20 protein-coding genes are annotated in these 25,430 nt (G+C 74.0%); 6 read left to right on the plus strand and 14 right to left on the minus strand.

Annotated features, from left to right (window positions below; translation table 11 throughout):
* The coding region (locus CBZ_RS07220; RefSeq protein ID WP_130780904.1) for a proline dehydrogenase family protein at nt 1-3,207 on the plus strand (3,207 nt) is incomplete at its 5' end.
* Here CBZ_RS07220 and CBZ_RS07225 read toward each other — a convergent pair.
* The 5 genes from CBZ_RS07225 to CBZ_RS07245 form a co-directional block, all read right to left on the minus strand.
* On the minus strand, nt 3,188-4,213 hold the full coding sequence (locus CBZ_RS07225) for a LacI family DNA-binding transcriptional regulator (protein WP_165446689.1): 1,026 nt from the start codon (nt 4,211-4,213) through the stop codon (nt 3,188-3,190). The two genes, CBZ_RS07220 and CBZ_RS07225, sit on opposite strands and share 20 nt — an antisense overlap.
* A gap of 166 nt (nt 4,214-4,379) precedes the next feature.
* Nucleotides 4,380-5,294 (minus strand): carbohydrate ABC transporter permease, encoded by a 915-nt coding sequence (locus CBZ_RS07230; protein WP_130780906.1) that lies wholly within the window; start codon nt 5,292-5,294, stop codon nt 4,380-4,382.
* Nucleotides 5,291-6,298 (minus strand): carbohydrate ABC transporter permease, encoded by a 1,008-nt coding sequence (locus CBZ_RS07235; RefSeq protein WP_130780907.1) that lies wholly within the window; start codon nt 6,296-6,298, stop codon nt 5,291-5,293. The genes CBZ_RS07230 and CBZ_RS07235 overlap by 4 nt, the downstream gene beginning before the upstream one ends.
* Before the next feature lie 84 nt (nt 6,299-6,382).
* A complete protein-coding gene (locus tag CBZ_RS07240) occupies nt 6,383-7,687 on the minus strand; it encodes an ABC transporter substrate-binding protein (protein WP_130780908.1) in 1,305 nt (434 codons plus the stop codon).
* Nucleotides 7,688-7,972: 285 nt separating this feature from the next.
* On the minus strand, nt 7,973-8,491 hold the full coding sequence (locus tag CBZ_RS07245; protein WP_130780909.1) for a DUF2505 domain-containing protein: 519 nt from the start codon (nt 8,489-8,491) through the stop codon (nt 7,973-7,975).
* A 170-nt stretch (nt 8,492-8,661) separates the two neighbouring features.
* Here CBZ_RS07245 and CBZ_RS07250 point away from each other — a divergent pair, with 170 nt between their 5' ends.
* Nucleotides 8,662-10,146: a sensor histidine kinase gene (locus tag CBZ_RS07250; protein ID WP_130780910.1), complete on the plus strand. Its 1,485-nt coding sequence runs from the start codon at nt 8,662-8,664 to the stop codon at nt 10,144-10,146.
* A 33-nt stretch (nt 10,147-10,179) separates the two neighbouring features.
* Here CBZ_RS07250 and CBZ_RS07255 read toward each other — a convergent pair whose 3' ends face one another.
* Genes CBZ_RS07255 through CBZ_RS07285 form a run of 7 tightly spaced genes read right to left on the minus strand, consistent with a single transcriptional unit; the run spans nt 10,180 to nt 18,849 of the window.
* Nucleotides 10,180-11,592: a patatin-like phospholipase family protein gene (locus CBZ_RS07255; RefSeq protein WP_130780911.1), complete on the minus strand. Its 1,413-nt coding sequence runs from the start codon at nt 11,590-11,592 to the stop codon at nt 10,180-10,182.
* Complete coding sequence (locus CBZ_RS07260; RefSeq protein WP_130780912.1) at nt 11,589-12,026, minus strand: hypothetical protein; 438 nt, start codon at nt 12,024-12,026, stop codon at nt 11,589-11,591. The genes CBZ_RS07255 and CBZ_RS07260 overlap by 4 nt, the downstream gene beginning before the upstream one ends.
* Nucleotides 12,023-12,499 (minus strand): DUF1772 domain-containing protein, encoded by a 477-nt coding sequence (locus CBZ_RS07265; RefSeq protein WP_130780913.1) that lies wholly within the window; start codon nt 12,497-12,499, stop codon nt 12,023-12,025. Before CBZ_RS07265 ends, CBZ_RS07260 begins: the two co-directional genes overlap by 4 nt.
* A complete protein-coding gene (locus CBZ_RS07270; protein WP_130780914.1) occupies nt 12,496-13,485 on the minus strand; it encodes an acetoacetate decarboxylase family protein in 990 nt (329 codons plus the stop codon). Before CBZ_RS07270 ends, CBZ_RS07265 begins: the two co-directional genes overlap by 4 nt.
* Nucleotides 13,482-14,561, minus strand: a complete 1,080-nt coding sequence (locus tag CBZ_RS07275) for an alpha/beta fold hydrolase (protein ID WP_174768643.1) — start codon at nt 14,559-14,561, stop codon at nt 13,482-13,484. Before CBZ_RS07275 ends, CBZ_RS07270 begins: the two co-directional genes overlap by 4 nt.
* Nucleotides 14,558-16,387: a hypothetical protein gene (locus tag CBZ_RS07280; RefSeq protein WP_130780915.1), complete on the minus strand. Its 1,830-nt coding sequence runs from the start codon at nt 16,385-16,387 to the stop codon at nt 14,558-14,560. The genes CBZ_RS07275 and CBZ_RS07280 overlap by 4 nt, the downstream gene beginning before the upstream one ends.
* Nucleotides 16,384-18,849: a GMC oxidoreductase gene (locus CBZ_RS07285; RefSeq protein ID WP_130780916.1), complete on the minus strand. Its 2,466-nt coding sequence runs from the start codon at nt 18,847-18,849 to the stop codon at nt 16,384-16,386. The genes CBZ_RS07280 and CBZ_RS07285 overlap by 4 nt, the downstream gene beginning before the upstream one ends.
* 100 nt (nt 18,850-18,949) lie before the next feature.
* On the opposite strand from CBZ_RS07285, the gene rlmC reads away from it, so the two are divergent.
* A complete protein-coding gene (gene rlmC, locus CBZ_RS07290; RefSeq protein WP_130780923.1) occupies nt 18,950-20,074 on the plus strand; it encodes a 23S rRNA (uracil(747)-C(5))-methyltransferase RlmC in 1,125 nt (374 codons plus the stop codon).
* A 43-nt stretch (nt 20,075-20,117) separates the two neighbouring features.
* On the plus strand, nt 20,118-20,420 hold the full coding sequence (locus tag CBZ_RS07295) for a DUF1905 domain-containing protein (RefSeq protein ID WP_130780917.1): 303 nt from the start codon (nt 20,118-20,120) through the stop codon (nt 20,418-20,420).
* 42 nt (nt 20,421-20,462) lie between these two features.
* Here CBZ_RS07295 and CBZ_RS07300 read toward each other — a convergent pair whose 3' ends face one another.
* Nucleotides 20,463-20,942 carry an Hcp family type VI secretion system effector gene (locus CBZ_RS07300; protein ID WP_130780918.1) on the minus strand — a complete coding sequence of 160 codons (480 nt, stop codon included), beginning with the start codon at nt 20,940-20,942 and terminating at the stop codon, nt 20,463-20,465.
* Nucleotides 20,943-21,080: 138 nt separating this feature from the next.
* The gene (locus CBZ_RS07305) at nt 21,081-23,339 is read right to left on the minus strand and encodes an esterase-like activity of phytase family protein (protein ID WP_130780919.1); all 2,259 of its coding nucleotides are present in this window, start codon (nt 23,337-23,339) and stop codon (nt 21,081-21,083) included.
* Between the two features lie 124 nt (nt 23,340-23,463).
* Here CBZ_RS07305 and CBZ_RS07310 point away from each other — a divergent pair, with 124 nt between their 5' ends.
* Nucleotides 23,464-24,546: a winged helix DNA-binding domain-containing protein gene (locus CBZ_RS07310; RefSeq protein ID WP_130780920.1), complete on the plus strand. Its 1,083-nt coding sequence runs from the start codon at nt 23,464-23,466 to the stop codon at nt 24,544-24,546.
* A gap of 168 nt (nt 24,547-24,714) precedes the next feature.
* Nucleotides 24,715-25,335, plus strand: coding sequence for an HAD family hydrolase (locus CBZ_RS07315; protein WP_130780921.1), 621 nt, complete (start codon nt 24,715-24,717; stop codon nt 25,333-25,335).
* Nucleotides 25,336-25,430 lie beyond the last annotated feature (95 nt).

Genomic DNA, 25,430 nt, shown 5'->3' on the forward strand with positions numbered 1-25,430 from the left:
CTCGCGGACCTCGCCGACGTGACGGGCGCCGCCGACTTCCTCGGTCCGGCCGACCGGCTGCTGCTCGGGGCCGGGACCCGCCTCGCGACCCGCGCGCCCGACGTGGTCGTCCCGGCCGCCCGCCGGCGGCTGCGCGCGCTCGTCGGGCACCTCGTCGTCGACGACGGCCCCGCGCTCGCCCGGCACCTGGCCGCGACCCGCGCCGACGGGTACCGGCTCAACCTCAACCTCCTCGGCGAGGCCGTGCTCGGCGAGCACGAGGCGGCCGCGCGGCTGGCCCGGGTGCGCGTGCTCGTCGAGCGGCCCGACGTCGACTACGTGTCCGTCAAGGTGTCAGCGGTCGCGAGCCAGCTCTCCACGTGGGACCTCGACGGCAGCGTCGACCGGGTCGTCGAGCGCCTCGTCCCGCTCTACGAGTCCGCCGCGCGGCACGGCACGTTCGTCAACCTCGACATGGAGGAGTACCGCGACCTCGCGCTCACCGTGCGCGTGTTCGAGCGCCTCGTCGCGCTGCCGTCGCTGCGGGACGCCCCGTCCGGCATCGCCCTGCAGGCGTACCTGCCCGACGCCGCCGACGCGTTCGACGAGATCGCCGACATCGCCGCACGACGCGTCGCCGCGGGCGGGTCGCGCCTCAAGGTCCGACTCGTCAAGGGCGCGAACCTCGCGATGGAGCGGGTCGAGGCCGAGCTGCACGGCTGGCAGCCCGCGACCTACCCGACGAAGGCCGACGTCGACGCCGCCTACCTGCGGCTCGTCGACCGCGCGCTCGACCCCGACCGGACCCGCGCGCTGCGCGTCGGCGTCGCGAGCCACAACGTGTTCCACGTCGCCGCCGCGCACCTGCTCGCCGAGCGTCGCGGTGTCGGCGAGGCGCTCGACGTCGAGATGCTGCAGGGCATGGCCCCCGCGCAGGCGCGTGCTGTGCGCGACGACGTCGGCAGCGTGCTGCTCTACACCCCGGTCGTCGCACGCAGCGAGTTCGACGTCGCGGTGTCCTACCTGGTGCGCCGCCTCGAGGAGAACGCCGCGGGGGAGAACTTCCTGCATGCGGCCTTCGCGGGCGACGCCGACGGCGACGCCATGGACGGCCAGGAGGCGGCGTTCCGCACCGCGTGGGCCGACCGGGAGCGGCCGAGCCGGTCCCCGCGCCGAGGCGCGGCCGGGGTGCTCGCGCCCGTGCCCGACCGCGCGCGGGTCGGCGACGCCCTCACGTCCGAGGGTGTGCCGCCTGCGTCCGACGGGCGCGACGACGGGCCGGTGTTCGACAACGTGCCGGACACCGACCCCGCGACCCCGGCGGGACGCCGCTGGGCGGTCCAGGTCGTCACCGGTCGCGTCGAGCCCCCGCCCGGCGCGGTCGTCGCCGAGACGGTCGAGGAGGTCGACGCCCTGGTCGCGCGCGCGGCCGGGGCCGCCGCGGCGTGGGCCGCGACACCGCCCGAGCGCCGCGCCGCCGTCCTGCGGGCAGCCGCCGACGCACTCGAGGACGCGCGCACCGACCTCGTCACGACCATGGTCCACGAGGCCGCCAAGACGGTCGCCGAGGCGGACCCCGAGGTCAGCGAGGCGGTCGACTTCGCGCGCTACTACGCCGACCGCGCCGAGGAGCTCGCCGACGGCCGGGTGCCGGGCGCGCGGCACGTCCCCACGGGCGTCACCGTCGTGACCCCGCCGTGGAACTTCCCCGTCGCGATCCCCGTCGGCTCGGTGCTCGCCGGGCTCGCCGCCGGCACGCCCGTGCTGGTCAAGCCGGCCCCGGCGACGCCCGCGTGCGCGCGGGTCGCGATGGCCGCGATCCAGCAGGCGCTCGACGCGGCCGGCGCCCCCGCCGGGGTGCTCACGGTCGTCCTGTGCCCCGAGGGTGACGTGGGCAGGCGGCTGGTCACGCACCCCGACGTCGCGCGCGTGCTGCTCACCGGGTCGATCGAGACCGCGCGGGCCTTCGCGGGCTGGCGCGACGACCTGGAGGTGCTCGCCGAGACGTCGGGCAAGAACGCGCTCGTCGTCACGCCCGCCGCCGACGTCGACCTGGCCGTGCACGACCTCGTGCGCTCTGCGTTCGGCCATGCCGGCCAGAAGTGCTCGGCGGCGTCGCTCGCGATCCTCGTCGGCTCCGCGGGGACCGACGACCGGCTGCGCCGCCAGCTCGCCGACGCGGTGTCGTCGCTGCGCGTCGGGCACAGCGACGACCTCGCGACGAGCGTCGGCCCGCTGGTCGAGCCCGCGTCGGGCAAGCTGCTGCGCGCCCTGACGACGCTCGACGAGGGGGAGGAGTGGCTGGTCGCGCCGCGTCGCGTCGACACCGCGGGCCGACTGTGGACCCCGGGTGTGAAGTTCGGGGTGCGTCCCGGCTCGTGGTTCCACCGCACCGAGTGCTTCGGGCCGGTGCTCGGGATCATGCGCGCCGCGACCCTCGAGGAGGCCGTCGCGTGGCAGAACGACGTCGCGTTCGGCCTCACCGGCGGGCTGCACTCGCTCGACGAGGACGAGATCGACGCGTGGCTCGACGCCGTCGAGGTCGGCAACGCCTACGTGAACCGGCACATCACCGGGGCGATCGTGCGGCGGCAGCCGTTCGGTGGCTGGAAGGCGTCGGTCGTCGGGCCCGGCGCGAAGGCGGGCGGCCCCCACTACGTCGCGCAGATCGGCACGTGGGTCGACGCACCCGACGTCCCCGTCGACGACGACGCCTGGCTGGCCTGGGCCCGGGCCGACGACCTGCGGGTCTGGGCGCAGGAGCTCGGGCGGGAGCACGACCCGAGCGGGCTGCTCGTCGAGCAGAACGTGCTGCGCTACCGGCCCGTCCCGCACCTGCTGGTCCGTGTCGCCGACGGAGCGCGCCCGGCGGCCGTCGAGCGGGTGCTGCACGCCGCCGCAACGGCGGGCGTGCCGACCAGCGTGAGCGACGTGGCCGCCGAGTCGCACGACGCCTTCGCGCAGCGGGTGCGCTCCGGGGGAGTGGCCGGTCGCGTGCGGGTCGTGGGCGACGCCCCCGGGCTGCGGGCCGCGGCCGCCGTGCGCGCGGGCGAGGTCACGCTGCTCGACGGTCCCGTCCTGGCGTCGGCGTCACGGGAGCTGCTCGGTGTCGTCCGCGAGCAGGCGGTCTCCCGGACGGTGCACCGGTTCGGGCACGTCCCGCCGGCCGCGCGCCGCATGCCCGTCGCGGTAGCGAGGCGCCAAGCCGTCAGGCCGAGGCGCGGATGACCAGCTCGGGGGCGAAGATCAGCGGCTCGGTGGGCGTCGCGGCGCCCTGCAGCTGGTCGAGCAGCCGGGCCCCCGCGGCGCGCGCCATGGCGACGACCGGCTGCACGACGGTCGTCAGCGGCGGTGTCGTGGACGCGGCCACGCCGAGGTTGTCGTAGCCCACGACCGCGACGTCGCCGGGCACCTCCTTGCCGTGCTCCGCGAGCACGCCCAGCGCACCCGCGGCCATGAGGTCGGAGGCGATGAAGATCGCGTCGAGGTCGGGGAAGCGTGCCAGCAGGTCGCGTGCGGCGATCGCGCCGGACGCGATCGTGAAGTCGCCGTGCACGACGGCGTCGTCCGGGAGCCCGTGCGCGGCCATCGCGTCCCGCCAGCCGGCGAGGCGGTCGATGCCGGCGGACATGTCCTCCGGGCCGGCGATCGTGGCGATGCGGCGGCGGCCGAGGCCGATGAGGTGCTCGGTCGCGAGACGGCCGCCCTCGTGGTTGTCGGTGTCGACGTACTGGACGTCGCGCTCGTCGGCGGACAGGGGGCGGCCGACGAAGACGTTCGGCACGCGCGACGCGAGCAGCGTGCGGTCGAGCTCGTCGTCACGGTGGTGCGACACGACGATCGCGCCGTCGACGTGCCCGTTGCGCAGGTAGCGGACCGTGCGCTCGCTCTCGCCGGGGCGGGCGATGACGAGGACGACCTGGATGTCGGAGTCCGCGAGCGAGCTGCTCAGGCCGTTGAGGGTGCCGGCGAAGAACGGGTCCGACAGGACGCGCTCGTCGGGCTCGGGCACGACCAGCGCGATCGAGTCGGTGCGCTTGGTGACCAGCGAGCGGGCGGCGCGGTTCGGGGTGTAGCCGAGGTCCGCGACCGCGGCCTCGACCGACGCGAGCGCCTCGGGCGAGACGCGCAGACCACCGTTGATCGCACGCGAGGCGGTCGACCGGGACACGCCGGCGCGCTCGGCGACCTGCTCGAGCGTGGGCGCCGGGGGACGGGCGGGCTCGGTACGCATGGGGATGTTGTCGACCACCGTTGGTCTTCTCTCCTGTGGCTGCCGGAGCAGCGGTGACGTGCTGACGGCAGGAGGGCGGGGTGCGGGCACCCCGCCCTCCTGTCCTACCGGACTGCGCCCACGGGTGCGCGGGGAACGCGGTCCGAGTGGTGCTCTGGGCAGTCTCTCAGCCCTTGACGGCGCCCTGCATGATGCCCGCCACGAGCTGACGGCCGGCGACGAAGAACAGGATGATCAGCGGGATGATCGAGACGGTGACGCCCGCCATGATCAGCGCCATGTCCTTGAAGTACGTCGCCTGCAGCAGCTGGACCGCCACTGGGAGTGTCGGATTGCTGGACCCGAGGACGATGAACGGCCAGAAGAAGCTCGTCCACGAGCCGACGAAGGTGAACAGGCCGAGCATGACCGCCGCCGGGCGGGCCGCCGGGAGGGCGACGTGCCAGAACGTGCGGATCATCGACGCCCCGTCGACGCGCGCGGCCTCGATGAGCTCGTAGGGGAGCGCGGACTCGAGGTACTGCGTCATCCAGAAGACGCCGAACGCGGTGACCAGGCCCGGGACGATGACGGCGATGAGCTTGCCGGTCCAGCCGAGCTTCGACATCACGATGAACAGCGGGACGATGCCGAGCTGGGTCGGGACGGCGGTCGTCGCGATGACGAACACGAGCAGGCCGCTGCGGCCACGGAAGCGCAGCTTCGAGAACGAGAAGCCGGCGAGCGTCGAGAAGAGCACCACGGAGGCCGAGGTGATGACGGCGACGATGACGGAGTTGCCGACGGCCTGCCAGAACTTGATGTCCGAGTTCAGGACGCGGCTGACGTTCTCGAAGAAGTGACCCTGCGGGATGAGCGACGGGATCGGGTTCTGCGCGATGTACTGGCTGGTCGACGACGCGAGCAGGAACGCGTAGTAGAGCGGCAGGATCGACGCGACGATCGCGATGCCCAGGAGGGTGTAGGTGACCCAGCCCGGACGGCGGTCGGAACCCTGCGCCGTGCTGCGCTTGCGGGCCGCGGCACGGGCGGCGCCCTTGCCCGCGGTCTGCGCGATGACGGGGACGGAGGGGGCGCTCATCGCTTGACCTTCTTCCGGGACTTCGACGAGTTGTCGGTGGAGATGCGCCGGGTGAGCGAGAAGTTGATCATGCCGACGACGATGATGATGAGGAACAGGATCCAGGCCACCGCGGCCGCACGGCCGAAGCTCTTCTGGTTGCCCCAGCCGACCTCGTAGATGTACATCGTCGTGGTCATCCACTGGCGGCTCGGGCCGCCCTGGCCGAGCTGGTCGAACAGACGCGGCTCGTCGAAGATCTGGAGGCCACCGATGGTCGACGTGATGACGACGAAGATGATCGTCGGGCGCAGCATCGGGATCGTGATGGAGAAGAACTGGCGGACGCGCGACGCGCCGTCGATGACCGCGGCCTCGTAGAGGTCACGCGGGATGGCCTGCATCGCGGCGAGCAGGATCAGCGTGTTGTAGCCGGTCCAGCGGAAGTTCACCATCGAGGCGATCGCGACGTGGCTCGGGAACGGCTGCGAGTGCCAGCCGATGGGGTCGATGCCCACGTAGCCGAGCAGCGTGTTGATGATGCCGAACTGGTCGGAGAAGAGACGACCGAAGATGAGGGAGACGGCGACCGGCGCGACGACGTAGGGGAGCAGGACACCCATCCGCCAGAAGGTCTTCGCGCGCAGGTTCGCGTCGAGCATCGCCGCGAGGACGATGGCGACCATCAGCTGCGGGATGGTCGACAGGAAGAAGATGGAGAAGGTGTTGCGGATGCTCTTCCAGAAGTTCGGCTCCTGGAGGATGTACGCGTAGTTCTCGAACCCGACGAACGGTCCCTGGCCACCGATGAGGTGCCACTGGTGCATCGACACGAACGCCGTGTAGCCCAGCGGGAAGAGGCCGGTGAGGGCGAAGAGGATGAAGAAGGGGGAGATGTACAGGTAGGGCGAGACCTTGACGTCCCATCGCCCGAGGGTCTGGCTGAAACCGACCCGTCGGGGCGCCCTCGGGGGGGTGCTGCTGGCGCGCCGGTCGAGCCTCGGCGGCGTGGTGGAGGTAGCCATCGATCGTCCTTCGGGTGCTGATGGGGCGGAGCCTACGCGGCGGAGGCCGGGCCGATGGAGTCCATCGGCCCGGCCTCGTCAGCGTCAGCCCAGGGCGTTGATCGCCTGGATGGCGGACTCCCACTGAGCAGCGGGGTCACCACCGTTGACGTCCACCTCGACCAGCGCGTTGTTGAACGCGTCGTTCACGGCGAAGAAGTTCGGGCCCTTGTAGACCTCGGTGATGCCCTCGGAGCGGTTCACCAGGATCTCGCCGGCGGGCGCGTTGTTGAAGAACTCGTTCGTCGAGCCGAGCAGGTCAGGCGACTTCTGGGCCTCGACCTGGCTCGGGAACGTGCCCTTGCTCGCGTACGCCTTGAGCTGCTGCTCGGGAGCGGTCAGCCACGCGGCCAGCTCCTTCGCGGCCTCGGTGTTCGCACCCTGGGCGGGGACCGTCAGGAACGAGCCACCCCAGTTGCCGGCACCGCCGGGGAAGACGTCGGCGATGTCCCAGCCGGTGACGCCGGCCGAGTTGCCCTCGATGACACCGAGCATCCAGCCCGGCGCCAGCATCGTCGCGAAGGCGTTCTCGCCCTGGAACGAGGCGTTCCAGTCGTCGCTCCACTGCTGCAGGTGCGCCGACAGGTTGTCGCCGACCGCGGCCTGGACGACGGCGTCGTACGCGGCCTTCACGTCGGCGTTCTCGGTCGCGATGATCGAGTTGTCGTCCGGGTTCTCGTACGGGGCCTCGATCTGGTTGATCATGCCCTGCCAGATGGCGCCGGCCGAGTCGAACCACGGCTTGCTCGTCGCGTCGGTGTACTGCTTGCCGACCTTGAAGTACTGGTCCCAGCCGCCGCCGTTCTCGGACAGCAGCGCGGCGACCTCGGCACGGTCCGTCGGCAGGCCGGCGGCAGCGAACAGGTCGGAGCGGTAGGCGATGGCCTCCGGGCCGATGTCCGTGCCGTAGCCGATGAGCTCACCCGAGGGAGCCGTCGCCTGGGCCTGCTTCCAGCCGAGCCAGCGGCCGTCGAGCTCCGGGTCCGTCAGGTCGACGAACTTGTCGGGGTACTGCAGGAGCTCGGGGAGCCAGTCGACCTCGATGGCCTCGATGTCCGAGAGGCCGGAGCCGGCCGCCAGGCGGGTGTTGAGGTTCTCGCGGGCCTCGTTCGAGGTGGCCGCCTTCTTGTGCTCGATCGTCACGCCGGGGTGCGACGCCTCGTACTCGTCGAACATCTCGTCCGTGTAGCCGAACTCGTTGAACGTCGCGACCGTGAGGGTGATGTTGCCGCCCTCGCTGGGCTCGTCCTCGCCCTCGGTACCCGAGCCGCTGGAGCAAGCGGTGGCGAGGAGGGCGATGCCCGTGACCCCGGCCGCAGCCGCCCACATCTTGCGTGTGGTCTTGCGCACTATGACTCCCTTGTCAGTCGGACGGCGTCCTCGCCGTACCCCTGAGGCGTCGTCAGACCGTCGGCCGCAGGGGGCGCTGACGGGCATCGGACGTGGGCCAATTGGACCCCGCGCGGGCTCGTCCTTCCGCAGAATGTAGGAGCGTTCCCACGCGCTGCATGAACTGTCGCCCGCAGTTGGTTGAGTGTCAAGGACGACAGCCTGCCGAGATGGTGTGGTAGCGATCCCACGGCAGTGTTTGTGCAGGTCAGAGGCCTGTTCGGCTGACGCCGTGTTACCGAATCGTTACGGCTGCTCGGCCGACCCGTGATCTGCGAGCCACTGCGCCGCGACCTGCTGCTCGACCCCCAAAGCCCCGCGTATCGCCCGGGCCGCCGCCTCCTCCACGGCGGACCCGAACAACGGGATCGCCGCGTGCAGGTCGCCGTCGTAGACGAGGCGCGTCGCGGCCGGCCCGACGGGCTGCAGCGTGCACCGCCCCGTGAGCCGCACCGGTGCCCCCGCGATCTCCACGACGACCGTCCCGGTGCGTCCGCCGTCAGGCGCCGCCGCGTCCCACGCCTCGACCAGGCGGACGTCGATGCGGTTCCCGACGAACCCGCGGACCTGAGCCGGGATCTGGTCCGACGGCAGCGCGCGCCGCGTCGTCACCGTGAACGCCTCGTCGGCGGTGCCCGTGACGTCGACCTGGTGCTCGATCGCGCCGCTCGCGACGACCTTCGCCTCCACGTAGCGGGGGTCGGCCAGCATCCGCCCCGCCGCGTGCGCGTCGGTCGCGAGGTCGAGCGTCACGCTCAGGTGCACCGTGGTCCTCCGGGTGTGTGCGTCGTGGCCGCAGGACGCGGCACGAGGGTGGTCGGCCTGTGCGCGACGTCGCGCCACGGGCCGTGGTCCGAGGCTAGCCGCCCACGCGCCGCACGGCCCGGCACGCGCGCGCGTGCCGCACGACCGGGCGCTCCACCTACCCTGGAGCGGTGTCCACGCTGAGCACGCTCGTCGCCCGCCACGCCTCCCTCGACGCCGCCGACCTCGAGTGGCTCCACCTGCTCGTCGGCGACTGGCAGGTGGTGTCCGACCTCGCGTTCGCGGACCTCGTGCTCTGGCTGCCGACGAGCGACGACGACTTCGTCGCGGTCGCACAGTGCCGCCCGTCCACCGGCGCGACCGTGCACTACGACGACGTCGTCGGGTCGCGCGCACCCGAGGGGCAGCGCCCCCAGCTGCGGCGGGCGCTCGAGGAGCGGGCCGCGCAGCGCTCGCGCGAGCCGCGCTGGTTCGGGTCCTACGCCGTCCGCGAGGAGGCCGTGCCCGTCGTGCGGCGCGGGCGCGCGATCGCCGTCATCGCCCGGCAGACCAACCTCGGCGGGGCGCGCACGCCCAGCCGCCTCGAGCTCAACTACGTCGAGGCCGCCGACGAGGTGTTCGGGATGATCGGCCGCGGCGAGTTCCCCGCCGCCGACGCCCCGACCGGCCCGCGCCGCGGCGCCCCGCGCGTCGGCGACGGCCTCGTGCGGCTCAACTCCGAGGGCGAGGTGCTGTACGCCAGCCCCAACGCGCTGTCGTGCTTCCACCGCCTCGGCGCGCTCGGCGACCTCGTCGGGCGCTCGCTCGTCGAGGTCACCGCCGACCTCGTCGACGAGCAGAGCGCGACCGTCGACGAGTCGATGCCGCTCGTCCTCATGGGCCGGGCGCCGTGGCGCACCGACGTCGAGTCGCGGGGCGTCGCGCTCTCCCTGCGGGCGGTGCCGCTCACCGAGCACGGGCAGCGCCTCGGGGCCGTGCTGCTGTGCCGCGACGTCTCCGAGCTGCGGCGGCGCGAGCGCGAGCTCATCACCAAGGACGCGACGATCCGCGAGATCCACCACCGCGTGAAGAACAACCTGCAGACCGTCGCGGCGCTGCTGCGCCTGCAGTCGCGCCGCATGAGCTCGCCCGAGGCCCGCGAGGCGCTCGGTGAGGCGATGCGCCGCGTCGCGACGATCGCGCTCGTGCACGAGACGCTGTCGCAGACGCTCGACGAGAGCGTCCCGTTCGACGACCTCGTCGGTCGGAGCCTGCGGCTCGCCGCGGACGTGGCCACCGCCGGGGCGAGCGTGCGGACCGTCGTCAAGGGGTCGTTCGGCTCGGTGCCTGCGGAGGACGCAACCGCCCTGGCCCTGGTGCTCACCGAGCTCGTCACGAACGCCGTCGAGCACGGGTTCGACGGGCGCGAGAGCGGGACCGTCGAGATCGTCGTGGAACGCGACGGCGACGACCTGCGGGTCGAGGTCGCCGACGACGGCGCCGGCCTGCCCGCCGACCGCGGTGCCGGCACGGGTCTCGGCACGCAGATCGTCTCGACGCTCGTGACGAACGAGATGGGCGGCACGATCTCCTGGGGTGCGCGCGAGGGCGGCGGCACGTCGGTCGTCATCGAGGCCCGCCTGCGCCGACGCGAGGGATCGCCGCTCGTCCCCTGACCCGCCCCCCGACCGACCCCGGCGCAGACGCGGTCAGTCGTGCAGCGCCGACGCGCCGCGCTGCAGCAGGCGGCGGACCGCGTCGACGCGGCGGAACACGCCCGTGACGCCGACGGGCTCGACCGACGTCACGAGGCGGCGCACGCCCGATGCACCCAGGTCGAGCGGTGCGGACAGCACGACGTCGCCCGACGGGTCGCGCACCTCGAGGTCGACGCGGGACAGGTCGGACCAGGCGTCGAAGCCGGGGTCGTCGACGAGCGACCGCGTCGCGGTGAGCGTGAGGTCGTGCCCGTCGACGCGGACCGTCGCGTGGTACGTCAGTGCGTCCGCGTCGGCCGTGACGTGCCCGTCGGCGAGGTACGCGCGCTCGCCCCACGGGGCGTAGGTGAGGGCGCCGGCGACGTCGGCGTCGTCGACCGGGCCGTCGAGCGGCATGACGACGGTGAGGTCGAGGCTGACCGTCCGGTCGTCGGCCGCGCGGTCCTCGGACGTCAGTCCGCCGTCGGTCGTCGCTCCGGCGGCCCGGTCCTCGACCACGCCCCGGGCCGGGCCGCGCAGGTGCTCGACGAACCGCGCGGAGGGCGGCGGCTCGGTCATGCGCGTGCACGCCGGGGTCCGCGGCACGCCGTCGCGCGAGCGGCCTGCCAGGTAGCGGCGGGCGTCCCGGTAGCCCATCTGCACGAGCGAGTCGGACGAGATGCGGCCCAGGTAGAACTCCGGGTCGAGCGGCAGCGGGTGCTCGGGGCGGACGACGTGCAGGACGAACGACCGGCCGGCGGCCTCGGCGAGGGCGAGGTCGGACGCGAGGCCGCCCGCGGCGCTCATCTCGATCATGTGGACGTACTGCTCGAGGGGGCCGTCACCCCAGCGCGGGGTGTCGCCGATGCACCACACGAGCCACACCTCGTCGGCGCCGCGGCGCAGCGCCTCGGTGAGGTTGGCGTCGCGCACCCACACGGCGTCGGTCCAGACGTGGCCGTCGCGCCGCAGCGGCGTGAGGAACAGCGGCAGCGACATCCCGGCGGCAAGCAGCGGGGCGTCGACGTCGCGCGCGTCGACCGCGACGGACTCCTTGGTGGCGAAGTCGACGACGTTGAACGACCCCGCGAGCGGGGACCTGCGGATCGCGTCGACGTCGATGCCGAGCGCGGGGAAGACGCGCTGCAGCAGCCCGTCGGCGTCGCCGACGGCCGGCAGGTTCCAGGGGCCGGTGAGGTACTCGCGGAACGGGAGAGCGGACCCGAAGTCCTGGACGTCCACGTCGCGCCAGCGGCGGCACATCTGCACGCCGTCGACGCCCGAGCACAGCATCGCCGCGGTGAGGATGCCGCCCGACGTGCCGTCGACGTGGTCGAACACGAGGCCGTCCTCCTGCAGGGCGCGCACGACACCGGCCTGCCAGGCCACGCGCATGCCGCCCCCGGCGAGGACGAGCGACCTCACGACGACCGCCGCAGGGTGCGCAGGTGCACGACGAGCAGCGCGGCGGACACCAGGTCGAACGCGGCGACGCCGAGCGCGAGCGGGTCGAAGACGTCCCGGGCGACGCCGACGACGACGGCGACGCACGCGAGCGCCTTCTGCACGGCGGCCCACAGCACGACGTCGGGGTCGTGCCGGGGGCGGCCCAGGGTGGTGAGCAGCAGCCCGCTCACGACGACCATGAACATCCCGACGGTCGCGAAGAGCTGCTGTGCGGTGGCGTCGTCCGTGGCCCCGAGCAGCGACAGGACGAACCCGGGGGCGAGGACCTGCGCGGCGCCGCTCGCGACGGTCACCCAGCCGATCGCGACGAGCACGAGGACGAGCGGCGTGCGGGGGGTGTCGCGGACGGCGGGCGCCGGGGCGCCGGCCGGGACACCGGCGCCCGCGCTCATGACAGCGCCCCCAGCAGGTCGCCGCGTGCGACGACGTACCAGACGATCGCGACCCAGGTGAAGGTCGACCCGTAGAACCGGATGTCGTTGAGGAGCATCCAGCGGGCGAGCAGGCGCCGCAGCTCGGCGTCGTCGGCGAACAGCCCTCCGCGGATCCTCTTGTTGATCGGGATGATGATGCCCTGCCCGACGAAGGTCAGCAGGAAGATCCCGACGAGGCACGCGACGCCGAACCACACGGACGACGTGCCCCACTCGGCGACGATCAGGACGATCGACGCGACGAACATCACGGGCACGACGACGGTGAAGAAGACCGTCGCGCGGCGGGTCGGGATGCCGAAGTGGGTCGCGACGTTGTCGCGTGACAGGCCGCGCCAGGTGGGGAACAGGAACCACTTGAGCACCCACATCGTGCCCATGTACATCGAGGCGCCGAACAGGAACCACAGCGCCGCGAGGAAGGTGATCACGTCGTCACCCCCGTGGCGGTGCGGGCGGCGGGCTGCACCTCGGGCCGCGTGCGGTCGGGCGGCGGCGGCCAGGTCTCGCCGCGGCCGAGGCCGACGACCGACTCGAGCGGGTCGCCGAACCGGCCCGACGCGAGGTCGGCGTCGACCTCGGGCAGCGTGTCGCCGGTGAGGAACCAGCCCTCGTAGTGGTCGTCGAGGACGCCGTGCGCGGTCGGCAGCCAGGCGGTGAACAGCGGCCGTCGGCCGATGTCGAGGGCCTTGAGCGGCTGCACCCCGGGGGCGTCGCCGAGCACGATGCGGGCGTGCGCACCGGGTCCGACGGCGACGTCGCCGGTCGCCTCGAAGTAGATCGTCGACTTCATGAGCTGGCCGCGGAACGCGCAGTAGTTGGCGGCCGCGAGCTTGAGCGGCAGCCCGGTCGGGGCGGGCCGCTCGATCTCGACGAGCGCGCCGAACCGGCCGTCGAGCGTGTCGTACTGCGCGGAGACGGTGGTGTCGGTGACGACGAAGTCGAGCGACGCCTGGTGCTTGGGCATGCCCCAGATGCCCTTGCCGCCCTTGACGGACACCTCGGTGGAGACGGGCAGGTCGACGACGTACTGGCCGACGTGCAGGGTGCGCATGAGCGCCATCGGGAGCAGCGGTGGTGCGGGGCGCGGGCCCTGCGTCACGGCGATCGCGAGCGAGTACTCGATGTACTGCCCGATGTCGGTGGCCCGGTAGTTGACGACGGTCGCGACGAGGACGCCCTTGCCGAAGCCGAGGGACACGGGGTGCAGCTCGCGCCCGGGCAGCACCGCGCGGGCCGCGGCCAGCGAGATCGGGAACGCCGCCATGAACACGGGGGAGTCCTCGGAGCTCACGGGCATCGCGTACGGGATGGTGTCGACGCGGGCGGCCTGACCGGTCAGGCGGCGCTGGCGGCGTGGGACGGGGGACGGGACGCGGGACAGCACCGTCCGCGCGGCCGAGGTCAGCAGGCTCATCGGTGCAGCTCCTCCAGGATGATCGGGTAGGTGTCCCGCCACGCCCGCCGGCCGAAGAACACGTCGAGGTGCCCGTAGCCCGGAAGGACGTGCAGGGTGTCGCCCTTGCCGGGCCGCTGCGCGGCGAACCACGCGTGCGTGCGGACCTGCGACTCCGGCAGGAAGCACCGGTTGTCGGCGCCGGCGAGGAACGAGAAGCGCGCGTCGGTGCGCGGCGGCCCGGCGACCAGGTCGTCGGGGATCTCGGGGTGGTCGTGCGCCGCGACGAGGTGCCCGGCGTCGACCGAGCGGCCCATCTGCCGGAAGAACGACATCGGGACGTCGGCGAACTCGCCGCTGATCCAGTCGTGCGTGGCGGCGTCGAGGTTGCGGTGCGACCACAGCGCGGGGAACCCGGAGCCGTACGTGAAGCTCACCATCCGGCAGACGATGTTGTCGCACTCGGGGTGCGTGAGGGCGACGGTGCGGCGCACGAGCTTGGAGAACACGCCGTCGCTGCGGTACCCCCACGCGGGGTTGAGGTGCGGCGTGAACGGCTCGATGGCCGGGGCGAGGTAGCGGATCTTCTGCCGCGACCAGAACGGGATGACGGGGTGCAGCGAGACCGCGTTGCTCACGACCGTGTCGACCTGCGGGACGAGCCCCGCAACCGCGGCCATGGTGAACGACGTCGAGCCCTGGCAGTGCACGACGGCCTTCATCGTGTCCGCGCCGGTCGCCGCGAGGATGTGCTCGACCGCGGCCGGGTGGTCGAAGACGGCGGCGTCGTCCAGCGTCCACGGCATCGGCGCGAGGTCGATCGACGCACGCCAGTTGAGCAGCCAGACGTCCCAGCCGTCCTCGAGCAGGACGTCGACGAGCGTGCGCGGCAGCGGCGGCCGGAACAGCTCGGCGCGCACCCCGGACCCGTGCGCGAGCATCACCGGCCCGCGCCACGGCTCGTGCGGCCCGCGCACGTGCACGAGGTTGAGCAGCGTGCCGTCGCGCGCCGTGAGCGGCACGACCTCGCTGCGGTGGTCGGCGCGTGTCACGGTCCCGCGCGGCGCCCCGTCCCGTTCGACCTGCTCGACGCTCATGGCCCGAACCCCTCCCGTGCGACGACGACCGGTTCCTCCAGCAGCCGCACGACCGGCAGGCCGTCGGCGGGCACGGCGCGCAGGCCGCCGTCCCCCTGCTCGACGTCCCACGCGCGGCACACGGTGTCGACGACGAGCGGGTACAGCTCGAGCACGCCGTCGGTGCGCAGGCACAGCCGCACGAACCCCTTGTGGTCCGTGACGGCCTGGCCCGACATCTGCCAGCCCGCGACGACGCCGTCGCGGCGCGAGAGCAGCAGCAGCGCGAACGCCTCGGTCCCGAGCAGCGCCCCGAGCGCGACGACGAAGGGCACGACGAAGGCCGCGGTGAGTGCGGGAGACCACGACGGCCACGGCACGGCGACCGTCGCGACGAGCACGACGAGGGCCGCGGCGAGCTGCAGCGCGATGCCCGTGGTCGCGGGCACGAGCCGGGCGAGCCGGCCGCGCGGCAGGACGGCGGCGACGACCAGGTGCGCGAGGAGCAGGACGGCGACCCAGGCGAGCAGCCCGAGCGCGGCCTCGGCGACGGTGCCGAGCGGGCCGCGCAGCAGCGCGGGCGACCCGGGCCGCAGCACGCCGAGCAGCCCCGCGAGCGACCCGACGAGCACGAGCTGGACGATCCCGGCCGTGGCGAGCAGACCGAGGTTGCGCCGGCCGGCCCACCACCGGGAGAGCGGGTTCGCGACCCGGCGGCGCCACCGGCGCGACACGTCCTGGGCGGGGTACGTCGGGCCGACCCGGTCGTACGGGGTCGGGGCGTCCTTCGTGCGCATCCGCGACGCCGCGGGCGGCAGGTCCAGGTGGTCGGGCAGGTGGTCGGTGTCGCCCAGGTACGCGCCGCCGAGCCCGCAGGTCACGGCCTGCACGGGCCGCCCCACGACGTCGGTGGCGCCCGCGGGCGCGCGCTGCGCGTAGCGGCTGTAGTGGTGCGAGTCGCCGCTGATCCACAGCCGCACCCGCGCGCCCGTGTCCTGCGGGTCCGCGTGGCCCGGGACCCGCCGGTACCGGACGACCTCCCGCTCGAAGAAGTGCAGCTGGTTGAACCCGTCCGGGTCGTCGCCGGCGTGGGCCCACGCGGGCTCGGCGGTGCACACGACGACCGCGTCGCCCGGCTGCAGGTGCGCGGTGACGTGCGTGCGGAAGTAGTCGAGCTGCGGCTCGTCGATGTACTCGTCGAGCTGCGAGTCGAGGCCCAGCAGCCACCAGCCGGGTGCGAGGTGCACCGCGAAGTAGGAGCGGCGCTGCACGGTCCGCCACGCGCCGACGGCCGCGCCGCGCGTGAAGACCCGCAGCCACGCCGTCAGGCCGTCGTACCAGTCGTGGTTGCCGGGGATCGCGAGCAGCGTCGGCTCGGTCGTGGCGTCGAGGACGGTGCCCCGCGCGGGCGCGGGCAGCGCGGACGCGTACGGGCCGGTCGTGCGGTGCTCGTAGGCGCGGGCCGACGCCGCCGGGTACACCTCGTCGCCGCCCATGACGAGCAGGTGCCCGCGGGGGAGCGCGAGGTCCGGGCCACCGCCGGGCCGCGCGACCTTGAGGTCGGGCTGCGCGAGCAGCGTCGCGACCGAGAACGTGGCGTCGAAGCCGTCGCCGAGGTCGGCCACGAAGTCGAGCCACAGGTCGCCCTCGGGCCGGTGCACGGGCTCGACCAGCCCGCCCGGCAGCGCGGCCTGCACCTCGCGACGGTCGCCGTACGCGGTGAACACCGACGCCAGCGCGACCTTGAGCGCGGTCCGGGCCAGCTCGGGCGGGTCGAGCCAGCGCACCTGCGGGCTCGGCACGAAGCCGAGCTCGCTGCTGCGGGCCACCAGGTCGCGGCGCCTCACCGGCCCTCCCTCGTGCCGACCCGCACGCCGCCCCTGCGCCCGGCCAGCCGGTCCGCGACGTAGACGTCCCACAGCTCGCCGAGGAACAGGCGGCCGAACTGCGCGAGGGCCGCCGGGCCGGCGTCGCCCTGCGTGCGGAACGTCGTGAGCTGCTTGGCGAGGTCCCACGGCTTGATGACGAGCACGCCCGCGCCGAGCGTCTTGTCGGGCGCGGTCGGGCCGAGGCCGTCGTCGAGGTCGGCGAGGACCGCGAGCGCCTGCGCGTGCGTCGCCGCCTCGGGTGGCGGCAGGTGCCCGGCGACGACCCGGACGAACAGCGTCGTCGTGTCGGCCCACACGTCGAGGCCCTGGTCGTCCTCGACGTCCTTCGCGCCGAGCAGCGTGAGCGGCGAGCCCGCGGTGTCGCGCAGCCACAGCCGGTAGAGCATGCGGCGGCCGGGGGTGCCACGGGGGTGCACGAACAGGTGGAACCAGCCGCGCTCGACGTCGAGCCGCCCGCCGAGGACGTTGCTCTCGACCCACCCCGTCGCCTCGGCCCGGTGCAGCGGGTCGGCGACGAACGCCTCGATGTCGGTCGCCGTGATGGTGAGGACGAACGTCAGGTGGTCGCGCAGGCTGCGCGCGATCTCGGCGCCGCGCTGCGGGTCGGTCTGGTCGAGCGTGAAGGGGCCGGTCATGCGCTCGGTGAACGCGACCGACGTCGCACCCGGGACGACCGACGCGCGGGCCCGGGCGGGGGCGGCGATGGAGGTCGCGGTGGGCCGTGACCAGTCCTGCTCGAGCATGCGGGTCGCGGCGCGGTCGGCCATGGCCGCGATCGTGAGCGACGGGTTCGCGCCGACGGGGCCGGGCATCGCGGAGCCGTCGACGACGTGCAGGCCCGGGTGGCCGCGCACCTCGCCGTAGGCGTCGCAGACGCCCTCGCCGACGTGCCGCCCGATGGGCACGCCGCCCAGCGGGTGGACCGTGATGACCCGCTTGGCCCACCACAGGGGGTTGTCCTTGAACGAGGCGCCGAGCGCGTCGGACAGGCGCTCCATCGTCGCGCGCATCTCGTCGAAGTAGGCCCGCGAGGTCGCGGTGGTCCAGTCGACCGCGAGCCGTCCTTCGTGCAGCGACATGGTCCCGTCGGGGATGTCGCGGCCCATGCCGAGCAGCGGCAGCGACCCCGCGGACAGGCGCCCGTCGCCGAGCAGCGTCGACAGGTCCGCGGAGATGTTGGACCGGCCGTGCGCGAGGACGCGGTTGCGGACGACCTGCCACGCGAACGCGGCCGCGCGGCGGGCGGCGGAGCGCAGCTGCGCGGTCTCGACGAGCCAGCCGAGGAAGCCCGGGAAGCCCGCGTCCTCGACGTAGAAGCCGCGTCCCGTCCAGCCGTCGCCGTCGAGCGCGTCGGGCCGCCGGACCGCGGTCGTGATGACGGGACCGGTGCCGCCGTCGACGGGCAGGTGCTCGCCGTCGAGCGTGCAGTCCATGAGCAGCGTGAGCAGGTCGCCGTTGCCGCAGAACCGGGTGCCGAGCGCGGGACCGAGCCCGGGCAGCGACGCGCGGCTGCGCAGCAGCAGGAACGTGGTGCCGAACGTCCCTGCGCCGAGGACGACGCGGCGCGCGACGATCGACCGCTCCGGCAGGCTGCGGGTGCGGGTGTCCTCGAGGCCCTTCGCGCCGGGCTCGTGCACGACGTACTTGACGAGGTACCCGCCACCCTCGCCGAGGGGCCGGATCGCGCGGACCTCGTGCAGCGTCCGCAGGTCGGCGCCGTGGTGCGCGGCCGACGCGAGGTAGGTGTGGTCGAGCGTGTTCTTGGCGCCCGCGTTGCAGCCGATGTCGCACTCGCCGCACAGCGTGCAGGTGAGCCGTCGCGAGCCGGCGTGCACGGTCCCGTAGCCCGCCGCGGGCAGCTCCAGACCGGGTGCGGGGGCCTCGCCGGGCCGGGCGAACGTCACGGCGAGCGGGGGGCGGACGGCGGGCATGCCGATCGCGACCGCCGCGCGCTCGACCGCGTTCGTCTTGGGGGTGTCCTGGTACGGGTAGGGCGTCGCGCCGAGCATGCGCTCGACGACGTCGTAGTGGGGGTCGAGGTCGGCGCGGCTGAACGGCCAGTGCTCGTAGCCGCCGCCGGGCAGCGGCGAGTCGTGCACGAACCAGTGCTCGTCCTTGCGCAGCAGCACGTTGGCGTAGATGAGCGAGCCGCCGCCGAGGCCGCTCGACACGAGGCCCTCGGTGCCGCGGAACGACCAGGCGTCGAACAGGCCGTAGAGCTTCTCGCTCGGGTCCCAGAAGTTGCGGCCCATCTGCGCGGGCGTCCGGGCGAAGTCGCCGGGCCCGTACCGCCTGCCGCGTTCCATGACGACGACCTGCTTGCCGGCCTCGGCGAGCCGCTGCGCCGCCACCGCGGCCCCGAAGCCCGAGCCGACGACCACTGCGTCCACGACCTCGAGGTCGCCGTTCCGGTTGCCCATCGGTGTCTCCCCGCCCGCGCGCGACCTGTCGACTGCGCCCCCGCACCGAGGAAGAGGTGTGACCCGCGTCACAGATACACGCCCCGTAGGCTGGTGGACCGTGCAGTGCTCCTACTTCGACGCGGAGCGGTGCCTCTCCTGCACGTGGATGGGCCGGCCGTACGCCGCGCAGCTCGCCGCCAAGCAGGACCTCGTCGCCGACCTGCTCGCCGAGCACGCCGGGCTCGACTGGCTCCCGCCGGTCGCCAGCCGCGAGGAGGGCTTCCGCAACAAGGCGAAGATGGTCGTCGCCGGCACGGTCGACGCGCCCACCCTCGGCATCCTCGACGCCGCGGGCGCCGGCGTGGACCTGCAGTCGTGCGGCCTCTACCCGGACGGCCTCCAGGCCGTGTTCCCCGTGCTCGCCGCGTTCGTCACCCGCGCCCGGATCGAGCCCTACGACGTCCCCGCGCGCCGCGGCGAGCTCAAGCACCTGCTCGTCACGCAGTCAGCCGACGGCGACCTCATGGTGCGGTTCGTCCTGCGCTCGCAGGAGGCCGTCACCCGGATCCGCAAGCACCTGCCGTGGCTGCACGAGCAGCTCCCGGCGCTCGTCGTCGCGTCCGTCAACCTGCTGCCCGAGCACAAGGCCGTGCTCGAGGGGTCGCGCGAGATCGTGCTGACCGACGAGCAGACCCTGCGCATGCGCGTCAACGGGCTCGACCTGCACCTGCGCCCGCAGAGCTTCTTCCAGACCAACACCGACGTCGCCGCCGCGCTCTACCGGCAGGCCGCCGCGTGGGTCGAGGAGAGCAGCCCCGCGTCCGTGTGGGACCTGTACTGCGGCGTCGGGGGCTTCGCCCTGCACGTCGCCGACCCCGCGCGCGACGTCGTCGGCGTCGAGACGTCCGCCGAGGCCGTCGCCAGTGCCGCGCTCACCGCGCGCGACGCCGGGCTCGTGCGCACGACCTTCCTCGCCGACGACGCGACCGGCTTCGCGCTCGCGGCCGACGCGGCACCCGACCTCGTCGTCGTCAACCCGCCCCGGCGGGGGATCGGCCCCGACCTCGCCGGGTGGCTCGAGCGGTCCGGCGTCGAGCGCGTCGTGTACTCGTCGTGCCACGCGCGCTCGCTGGCCCGCGACCTCGCCGCGATGCCGTCGCTGCGACCCGTGCGCGGGCGGCTGCTCGACATGTTCCCGCAGACGACGCACTACGAGGTCGTGACGCTGCTCGAGCGCGCCTGACCGCCCCGCCTCGGGCGTGGGTGCCGCCTGCGACGATGCGCGGATGGACTACGACTTCGACGCGCCGCTGTGGCGGTGGGACGCCCGCCGCACCGACACGTGGGTGTTCGCGAGCCTGCCCACCGAGGTCGCCGACGAGGTCCTCGAGGTCGCGGGCGCGGTGACCCGCGGGTTCGGGTCGGTCCGGGTCGAGGTCACGCTCGGTGCGACCGTGTGGCGCACGTCGATCTTCCCCGACGACGGCGCGGGCACGTTCGTGCTGCCGGTGAAGAAGGCCGTGCGCCGGGCCGAGCAGGTCGACGTCGGCGACACCGTGCGCCTCCGGATCGCACTCGTCGACGTCTGACACCGACCCGGTCGCGGTCGACGGCCGGACCGGGCACGCGCGTCACTCGTCGAGGAGCCGAAAGAAGTCGAACTCCGCGGAGACGGTCTGCCCGGGCGAGCCGTCGGGCTGCTGCTCCTGCACGTCGAACCGCAGCGACCGGAACGTCAGCGTGAGCGTGTCGACGGGCAGGAAGTCCTCGCCGGTCACCGCGTACCCGGTGACCGCGACGCCCTCCAGCCGCCACCGCAGGAACGGGCGCCCACCGTCCTCGCCGGCCCGGACGACCTCGAGCTCGGCGACGTCGAGGCGGGCCGAGCGGGCGCACGCGAGGAACAGCCGCGGGGACGCGACGCTCGCCTCGGCCGTCACGACGAGCGGGCTCGTCGTCACGCGTCCGGTAGCGCCGCCGACCCCGGCGTGGCCGCTCACGGGGACGGACTCGGACCAGCTGAACGACCGGACGTCGATCCAGCCCTCGTGGTGGCGGTCCACGGAGCCGCCCTCGATCGTCGCGAGCCGCAGGTACGTGCGCGTGCTCATGGTGCCTCTCCTCGCCCGTGCGCCGGTCGGCGGACGACGGCGGGACGACGCCGTCCTCGCAGCCGAGTCTGTCACCGGGCCACGGCGACGACGAGGCCCCCGGTGGTCGGACCGGGGGCCTCGCGGTGCGGACGGGCGTCAGCCGACGGCGGCCGCCCCCACGTCCGGGTTGTCGGTGAAGAACCCGTCCATGCCGGCGCGCAGGAACGTGCGGATCTCACCCGTCAGGTCGCCGGGGGCGTTCGGGTCGGTGCCGACCCGGAACTGGGTGGGCAGGAACTGGTTCTCCCGCCGGAACGTCCAGCCGTGCACCGTGAGGCCCGCCCGGTGTGCGTCCCGGATGACGGGCGACGGCGACTGCAGCGCACCCGTGCCGTCGCGCGGGATGAGGACGTCCTTGCAGGCGCCGATGCCGTCGGCGTAGCGCGCCACCCAGCGCAGGCCGTCGCGCGTGACGAGGTCGGCGTAGGTGCGCGGGTCCCCGGCCTCGACGAGGTCCCACGGGCTCCCGGTGCAGTTGACGAGCTGCGCGAGCGGCAGGCGGGTGCGCGTCGCGAGCTCGCGCAGGTTGGCGGTCTCGAAGCTCTGGATGACCACCGGCGCGTCGCGGCGGTCGAGCCCGTTCGCGGCGAGGGTCGCGAGCAGCGGCTCCTCGAGCGAGAGGCCCAGGTCGTCGAAGTACGACGGGTGCTTCGTCTCCGGGTAGACGCCCACGGGCTCGCCCGCGCACGTCCGCGAGTGCCGGGCCAGGTCGAGGACCTCGTCGAACGTGGGCACGCCGTACTTCCCGTCGAACGCGGTGTTCGCCGGGCGGGTGCCGGGGATGCGCTCCTTGGCCCGCAGGGTCCGCAGCTCGGCGAGCGTGAAGTCCTCGGTGAACCAGCCCGTGATGCTCGTGCCGTCGACGGTCTTGGTCGTGCGGCGGTCGGCGAACTCCGGCTTGGTCGCGACGTCGGTCGTGCCGCCGATCTCGTTCTCGTGCCGCGCGACGAGGACGCCGTCCTTCGTGCTCACCAGGTCGGGCTCGATGTAGTCGGCGCACTGCAGGATCGCGGTCTCGTAGGCGGCGAGCGTGTGCTCGGGGCGGTACCCGGACGCCCCGCGGTGCCCGACGACCAGGGTGTCGTCCGGCTTCGCGAGCCGCGCCCCGCGCAGGTCGACGACCAGCATCTCCGTCGCGTCCGGCGTCCCGGGGACGCGTGCCGCGTTGCCCGGGTAGTTGTTGTCGTTCGCGAGCAGCAGGCGGTCCTTGCCGAGCGGCACGATCGTCTCGAACGACTGCACGGGCAGCGCGAACGGGTCGCCCGTCCCGTAGCCCGTCCCCGCGCCGACGCCCCGTGGGTTGGCGATGCGCAGCGCGTCGAGGACCAGCGACTTCTCGACGAAGCCGTCGCGGTCGGTCCGGGACAGGTCGACCTCGTAGACCCGCTTGGTCACCGACGCGGCGCCGTCGTGGTCGTCGCGCTCGATGAGCCACAGGCGGTCCCGGCCGACCCACTGCGCGTCGCCGACGACGTTTGCGGCCGCGTCGGTCTCGTACTGCCAGGTGCGGCCCGTGTACTGCTGCGTGCGGGTGTCGACCTCGTAGACGTACCGGCGGCGCTGCACCGGGTCGTCGGTGAACGCGCCCTCGACGACCGGGTACAGGCGGCGGCCGTCCGACGAGATCGCGAGCGCCTCGAAGCCGCGGCTGCTGCCGACCCGGGGCGTCTCTCCGGGCGCCAGGTACGGGTTGGCGGGCGACTTGCCGTCAGGGAACGGCAGGGGAGCCGAGAGCAGGACGCCGTCGGCGTCGAAGTGCAGCAGGAACGGGCCGAACTCCTCGCCGACCCACAGCGTGCCGTCCTTCGCGCGCTGGACCGACTCGACGTCGAAGTCCGCGCCCGTGAGCAGCCGGTCCGCGCGCGTCAGGGGGAAGTCGACGTGCCCGTCGGGGTCGCGGAACGACACGTGCCGCCCGACCTCGATCTGCCCCGACGCCCAGTCGGGCGTCACGAGGTACATCCGCAGCAGGAAGTCCGCGGAGTTGCCCTTGGCGCCGAACCCGTTGTCGGGCAGCCCCCAGAACGTGCCGTCGCCGTTGTCGAGCGCCCCCGAGAAGCCGGGGATCACCTGGCCGGCGAACGGGCCGGTGCGGCCGTTCGCCGGGGTGACCGCGGCGCCGGACGGCGGACCGTCGGCGAGGAAGTCGGCGGACAGGGTGGCGCGGGAGACGAGCGCGGGGCCACGGCCCGGCGCCGGACGGCCGTGACCCGCCGGCTGACCTGCCCGCGCGGTGTCGGTGGCGTCGGACGTGCCGGCCGAGCCGGCGGGTTCGGCGGCGGCGGGCAGGACCGTGCCGCCGAGGGCGGCGGTGGCCACGACGAGAGCGAGCGCGACAGCGCGACGGATTCGCATGACGACCAGTCGACCGCGTCCGGTTGACCCCCGCATGTCCGGATGACCGACGCCGCGTGACCGTATGGCCGACGTCGCGTGACCGGCCGGGGAACAGCCCCGCCGCGCCCCTAGGATCCGGGACATGGACGCCGTCGAGGTCGCCCACCGTCGCCTGCACCGGCAGCACCTGTCGGGGCCCCCGCTGCCCGACCCCGTCGCGGTCGTGCGGCACCTGGGCGCGTCGCAGGCGCAGGAGGTGCCGATGTCCCGCTGGTCGCTCGGCATGCGCAGCGGGACCGACGACGCGACGGTCGCGCGCTCGCTCGACGACGGCCGCCTGCTGCGCACGCACGCGCTGCGCGCCACCTGGCACTACGTCGCCGCCGAGGACCTGCGGTGGGTGCAGGCGCTCACCGGCCCCCGTGTCCTGCGCGTCAACGGGACGGTCGAGCGGCAGGTCGGCCTCGACGACGACGTCATGGCCCGGGCCACCCCGGTCGTGACGCGTGCCCTGCGCGGCGGCGAGCACCTCACCCGCCGCGAGGTGGCCGACGTGCTCGCACGCGCGGGCCTGGAGGCCGCGGGCCTGCAGCTCGCGTACCTGCTCATGCGGCTCGAGCTCGACGCGGTCGTCACGTCCGGCGTCGCGCGCGGCGCGCAGCAGACGTACGCCCTCGTCGACGAGCGTGTCCCCGACGACGGTCCCGACCTGCGCGGCGACGACGCGCTCGCCGAGCTCACCCGGCGCTTCTTCACCGGGCACGGCCCCGCTGCGGAGAAGGACCTCGCGTGGTGGGCGACGCTCACGCTCGCGCAGGTCCGGCGCGGGCTCGCCCTCGTCGCGGACGAGCTCGACCAGGACGAGGTCGACGGCGTGGCCGTGTGGTCCGCGCCGGGACCGTCGCCCGTGCGGGACCCGTCGCCGACCGCGCACGTGCTCCAGGGGTACGACGAGTACGGCGTGGCGTACACGGCCAGCCGGTTCGCGGCGAACGTCGCCGGCCTGCCGATCGCGCCGCCCGGGACCAACCAGGTGATCCAGCCGCTCCTGCTCGACAGCCAGGTCGTCGGCTGGTGGCGCCGGGTCGCCACGAAGGACGGCGTCGTCGCGCAGCCCCGGCTCGCGCGCCCCCTGACGGACGCCGAGCGCCACGCCGTCGTCGACGCCTTCGCGGCCTACGCGGCGTTCGCAGGTCTCCCGGTCCAGGTCGACTGGGACGCCTGACCCGCGTCCGCGGCACGGACCCGGACCGCGGCGACCGCGCCGTCGCCCTAGCCTGGCGCCGCGGTCGTCCGACCGCACCGGCACGTACCGGCACGGACCGGGACCGCACCGGTACGCACCCGCACGCACCGGCACGCAGGCGCCGACGGCGCCGACCAGGGGGACGACATGGCGACCGCCCGGACCGCGCGCACCGCGGCCGACCTGCGACCCGGCCCGCAGCACCGCGGGCTCCTGCTCGACCACGACGGCACGCTCGTCGACAGCCAGGCCGTGAACTACCGCGCGCTGCGCGACGCGCTCGCGGGCACCGGGATCGTGCTCGACCAGGACTGGTACGACGCGCGGACGGGCGTCTCCACGACCGAGATGGTCGAGCGGCTCGGCGTCCTGCACGGCGTGCCGGTCGACGCCGCGGCGGTCACGGCCCGCCGCAACGCCGCCTACCTGGCCCGCGTGCACGAGGTCGGCGAGCACCCGGCCGTCGCCGACCTGCTGCGGTCCACGCGCGGCACGCTCCGCGCGGCCGTCGCGACGGGCGGGCAGCGGGAGACGGTCGTCCCGACGCTCGAGGCGCTCGGGCTCCTCGGCCTGCTCGACGCGGTCGTCACGCGCGACGACGTCTCCGCGGGCAAGCCGTCGCCGGAGATCTTCGTGCTCGCCGCGCAGCGCCTGGGCGTGGAGCCCGGTGCGTGCCTGGTGCTGGAGGACAGCGACGAGGGGCTGGCGGCGGCGCTCGCCGCGGGCATGGACGCGGTCGACGTCCGGCCGCTGCGCGACGCCGGCTGACCCGTCGCCTGCGCCGTCGCGCCTCCCGTCGGTGGTCGTGCCTGCGCGGCCGCGACGCCGCACGGCCGCCGCACGACTGCCGCACGGCCGCCGCA

The sequence above is a fragment of the Cellulomonas biazotea genome (assembly GCF_004306155.1).
Taxonomy (GTDB): Bacteria; Actinomycetota; Actinomycetes; order Actinomycetales; family Cellulomonadaceae; genus Cellulomonas; species Cellulomonas biazotea.

Coding starts and splice junctions, on each gene's coding strand:
- CBZ_RS07225 (WP_165446689.1), bottom strand. CDS start 4,213: ATGCGTACCGAGCCCGCCCGTCCCCCGGCGCCCACGCTCGAGCAGGTC.
- CBZ_RS07230 (WP_130780906.1), bottom strand. CDS start 5,294: ATGAGCGCCCCCTCCGTCCCCGTCATCGCGCAGACCGCGGGCAAGGGC.
- CBZ_RS07235 (WP_130780907.1), bottom strand. CDS start 6,298: ATGGCTACCTCCACCACGCCGCCGAGGCTCGACCGGCGCGCCAGCAGC.
- CBZ_RS07260 (WP_130780912.1), bottom strand. CDS start 12,026: ATGAGCGCGGGCGCCGGTGTCCCGGCCGGCGCCCCGGCGCCCGCCGTC.
- CBZ_RS07270 (WP_130780914.1), bottom strand. CDS start 13,485: ATGAGCCTGCTGACCTCGGCCGCGCGGACGGTGCTGTCCCGCGTCCCG.
- CBZ_RS07275 (WP_174768643.1), bottom strand. CDS start 14,561: ATGAGCGTCGAGCAGGTCGAACGGGACGGGGCGCCGCGCGGGACCGTG.
- CBZ_RS07285 (WP_130780916.1), bottom strand. CDS start 18,849: ATGGGCAACCGGAACGGCGACCTCGAGGTCGTGGACGCAGTGGTCGTC.
- CBZ_RS07295 (WP_130780917.1), top strand. CDS start 20,118: ATGGACTACGACTTCGACGCGCCGCTGTGGCGGTGGGACGCCCGCCGC.
- CBZ_RS07300 (WP_130780918.1), bottom strand. CDS start 20,942: ATGAGCACGCGCACGTACCTGCGGCTCGCGACGATCGAGGGCGGCTCC.
- CBZ_RS07305 (WP_130780919.1), bottom strand. CDS start 23,339: ATGCGAATCCGTCGCGCTGTCGCGCTCGCTCTCGTCGTGGCCACCGCC.
- CBZ_RS07310 (WP_130780920.1), top strand. CDS start 23,464: ATGGACGCCGTCGAGGTCGCCCACCGTCGCCTGCACCGGCAGCACCTG.
- CBZ_RS07315 (WP_130780921.1), top strand. CDS start 24,715: ATGGCGACCGCCCGGACCGCGCGCACCGCGGCCGACCTGCGACCCGGC.